Below are 1,100 nucleotides of genomic sequence, written 5' to 3' on the forward strand. Positions count from 1 at the left end.
GGCGGAATGCCTCCAGCGCCGGGAAAACCCTGCCAACCAAGGTTGGCATCTACCAAAGCGGGCTCCACCACCGCACTTTGCACAGCCCGCACTGATATTCCGGCACCAGCGCAAGGTTCCCACAATGTTGCTGGGGCATGCTGTCCAGCATGGCCCAGCCCGATCCCGTCTACCTGCCCACCCGCCCGCGTGCCCACGGACGCCCGCGTCCGGTGCCCTACGCGGCGCCGACGGTCGACCTGCAGGCCGAATACCAGTTCTGGCAGGCCTACGAGCGTCTCGTCCGCCCGCTGCCCGGTGGCGGCCTCCGCCTGGCCTGGCTGGTCTTCCAGAACGTCTACCGCGCCCGCGAACGCTTCCCCGATGACACCCACGAAGCGGCACTCGCACGCGTCCTCTTCGGCAGCAACATGACGCCCGAGCGCGCGGTCGAACTGCAGGATCTCTACGGCCTCGTCAGCCGCCGCTTGGCCACCGTCGCCAAGCGTGGCCGGATGCTACTGGCCACCAGGTAGATCCACGCCAAGCGTGGATGCACCTCACGGCCCGCGCGCAGGCCCTCAAGCCTCCGGCCGCACGCGTTCCTGGATGAACGCCGTAAGCGCCAGCGCGGCCATCGCCAGCCCCTCCAGCACGCGGTCACCTACGTACTCGTCAGGATCGCCGTTCTGCTGCGCGCGAATGGCGGCCAGCAGGATTTCCTGCACGATTCGCTGGCCCGCCAGCGCGCAGTCGGCATCGGCCAGGGCGATCTGCCGGCCACGCACCTGGTGGCGCTCGGGCCAGGGCTGGCCATCGGAGGCCGCGCCGGCACCAATGCTCTGCAGGATGGCGATGAGGCTGTTGAAATCGAAGGAAGAGGGGGCGTCCTGGTTGGGGCGCGGGGAGGGGGAATGCGGCTTGGTCATGGCTGGCTCCGTGCAAACAGGCAGAAGCCGCCACCGATAAAGGTGGCGGACGATGCGTGGCTCGAAAACCGGTTGCTAGACAAGGCCGGTGGGTACAAGACCCCCACGCACCGCCCGCCATAGCCGGCAGACGGATCGCCAGTCGGGCCCCCCCGCGGGGGGGGGGGCGGGGGGGCGGCAAAAAAGAAAATG

2 protein-coding genes are annotated in these 1,100 nt (G+C 68.7%); one reads left to right on the top strand and one right to left on the bottom strand.

Going from position 1 to position 1,100, the window contains the following annotated elements; genetic code table 11:
* Positions 1-137: 137 nt before the first annotated feature.
* The gene (locus IAE41_RS22295) at positions 138-515 is read left to right on the top strand and encodes a hypothetical protein (RefSeq protein ID WP_234458977.1); all 378 of its coding nucleotides are present in this window, start codon (positions 138-140) and stop codon (positions 513-515) included.
* A 45-nt stretch (positions 516-560) separates the two neighbouring features.
* Here the strand turns inward: IAE41_RS22295 and IAE41_RS22300 are convergent, their stop codons facing one another.
* A complete protein-coding gene (locus tag IAE41_RS22300; protein WP_200734603.1) occupies positions 561-908 on the bottom strand; it encodes a hypothetical protein in 348 nt (115 codons plus the stop codon).
* Positions 909-1,100: the final 192 nt, after the last annotated feature.

Origin of the sequence: Stenotrophomonas sp. S39 (assembly GCF_016624665.1) — a bacterium.
In the GTDB taxonomy this organism is placed as follows: domain Bacteria; phylum Pseudomonadota; class Gammaproteobacteria; order Xanthomonadales; family Xanthomonadaceae; genus Stenotrophomonas.